This window comes from Acidithiobacillus albertensis (genome assembly GCF_001931655.1).
Classification (GTDB): Bacteria; Pseudomonadota; Gammaproteobacteria; order Acidithiobacillales; family Acidithiobacillaceae; genus Acidithiobacillus; species Acidithiobacillus thiooxidans.
On record NZ_MOAD01000084.1, the window covers coordinates 1 to 2,411 of the forward strand.

At 56.0% G+C, this 2,411-nt stretch carries 2 protein-coding genes; both read left to right on the forward strand.

What is annotated here, in order from left to right; translation table 11 throughout:
- The coding region (locus BLW97_RS18125; RefSeq protein ID WP_075324175.1) for an efflux transporter outer membrane subunit at positions 1–1,369 on the forward strand (1,369 nt) is incomplete at its 5' end.
- A partial coding sequence (locus tag BLW97_RS18130) for an HlyD family secretion protein (RefSeq protein WP_075324176.1) occupies positions 1,366–2,411 on the forward strand: 1,046 nt, incomplete at its 3' end. The genes BLW97_RS18125 and BLW97_RS18130, both read left to right, overlap by 4 nt.

Sequence of the window (2,411 nt, forward strand, 5' to 3'; positions counted from 1 at the left end):
GCATCTTCCCGGCGCGCATCTCGCCCATAGCCCTCAAATTCAACAGACCCTGGCACGGGCCGATCATCACTATGGAATCACGGCGGGTCCATGGCCTGCACAGCAGTGGTGGGATGCGGCGCAAATACCTGCTCTTGACCATCTGATTCAGGTTGCCCTTCGCCAAAACCCATCGCTGCAGCTTGCCAGCACCCGTATTCTGGCCGCCAAAGCCATGACTGCAGAGCAGCAGGCCGCCCTCCTCCCGCAGTTTTCGGCGGGAGCCGCCCTTACTCAGGAGTATTTTTCACAGAATGGTTTGCACCTTCAGGCCAATGGCAAAAGCTTCACCTATACCGCAATCAACCCGCTGGAACTCCGTTATCATCTGGACTTGTGGGGGCGCGACAGTGATCAGGTTCGTGCAGCTTTGGGGCAAGTACGCGTTCATCAGGCGGATTATGCCGAGGCAAAATTACAGTTGGAGAAACAACTGGCTTGGCATTATTTTCTGCTGGCGGGTGAAACACGGCAACTGCATCTGGCGGAGCGTCTGGAAAACCTGCAAAAATCCTTGTTGCAACTGGAAAAACAACGTTGGCAGGATGGTCTGAACAATGCCCGGCCGGTGTATGCGCAGACAGAAACTTATGGCAGTGCGCGGCAGTCAGTCGCCCAACTGCGGGCCGCCATTGTGCAACAGCGCTATGTACTGGCCGCCTTGGCCGGGCATGGACCCGATTGGGGACGGAATATTGGCGTGGAACCGTTACCGGATTTCTCCACCATAAATATCCCCCGTCAATTACCTCTGCGTCTGATCAGCCACCGTCCTGATATGGTCGCTGCACGCTGGGAAATCGAAGTCGCTGCGCAACAGGTCGGGGCTGCCCGCGCGGCTTTTTATCCCGATGTCAATATTGCCCTGTTTGCCGGTTGGAACAGTATTGATCTGGGTGATTTATTCAGTCCCGGAAATCTGGCCCATGCCATTGGTCCGGTGGTATCCCTGCCCATTTTTGAAGGCGGAAAGCTCCGTGCCCGTCTCAAAGCGCAAAATGCCTTGTATCTGGCCGCACAAGATCATTATCGCCATACCATTCTCAGCGCGGTGCGTGAAATTGCCGGGCATTTGGCCAGCTGGCAAAAATATCGTCAGCAACTACAGGAACAGACACGGATGACCAAGGCCGCCAGCCAGGATAGCGCACTGGCTACAGCCGCTTTTCATTCGGGAACCACCAATAAGATAAGTGTTTATCGCAGCCGGATTCGGGAAATCAATCTGCAAAACCAGCAGATCACCTTGCAAATACATAACGCACAATCCTGGATGCTGCTCAATGTTGCCCTGGGGGGCGGATATACGGTGGAGAAAAAACCAGCATGAGTACAACAGCATCCTCCTCAGCCCCTGACTACAGCTCGCGGGAAAAACAGCGGCGCAGACTGTTGCTGCTGGTTGCCGTTATTGTGCTTATTGCTGCTGGATTGGGAATCCTCTGGTGGTTGTTGCGGGGCCAGTACTGGATTGAAACCAATGATGCTTACGTCACCGGCAACATCACCCCGGTGGATAGTTTGTCGGCAGGCACCGTCAAGCAGGTGCGGGTGGAGAATACGGAATATGTTCATGCCGGCCAGATTCTGGCAGCCCTCCAGGGTGCGCAGACCCGACTGGCCATGGAACAGGCCGGGGCCCATCTGGCGGCAACAGTCAGACAGGTCCGCCAGGATTTCGCCCGGGTCCAGGCGTTGCAACAGAGCGTTCAGGCCCAACTGGCTGAACGGCAAAAACTGGAAATGGATTTGAACCGCTACCAACAATCCCTGCCCAGCGGGGCGGTTTCCAGGATTCGCATTGAAAATACGCAAAATGAAATCACTTCCGCAGCAGCACAAGTCGCAGAGGCCCAAGCCAAGTTGCGAGGGGCACGAGCCATTGTCGCGGGCACCACGGTATCTGATAATCCGCTGGTTCAGCAGGCCGCCACGGCTTTTGAAAAAGCCGACATCAACTGGCAACGGCGGCTCATCCGTGCCCCCATATCGGGTTATATCGCGCAACGCTCTGCCTACCCCGGTTTAAAAGTGGCTGCAGGCCAGCACCTGTTTTCGGTGGTGCCGCTCAATGACTTATGGGTGGTGGCCAATATCAAGGAAACGGCCATGCGCCATGTCCGTCCCGGACAGGCCGTTCAGTTGACCAGCTATTACTACGGCCATCAGGTACGCTATCACGGCACCGTTCTGGGTTTGCTTCCCGGTGCCGGCAGTGCATTCAGCATTCTGCCCCCAGAGAATGCCACCGGAAATTACATTCATATTGTGGAACGCGTGCCGGTACGTATTGCCATACCTGCCAGGGAACTCGCGGAACACCCCTTGCGTCCGGGGCTTTCCATGATTGCACAACTGCACTGGAAACCCGG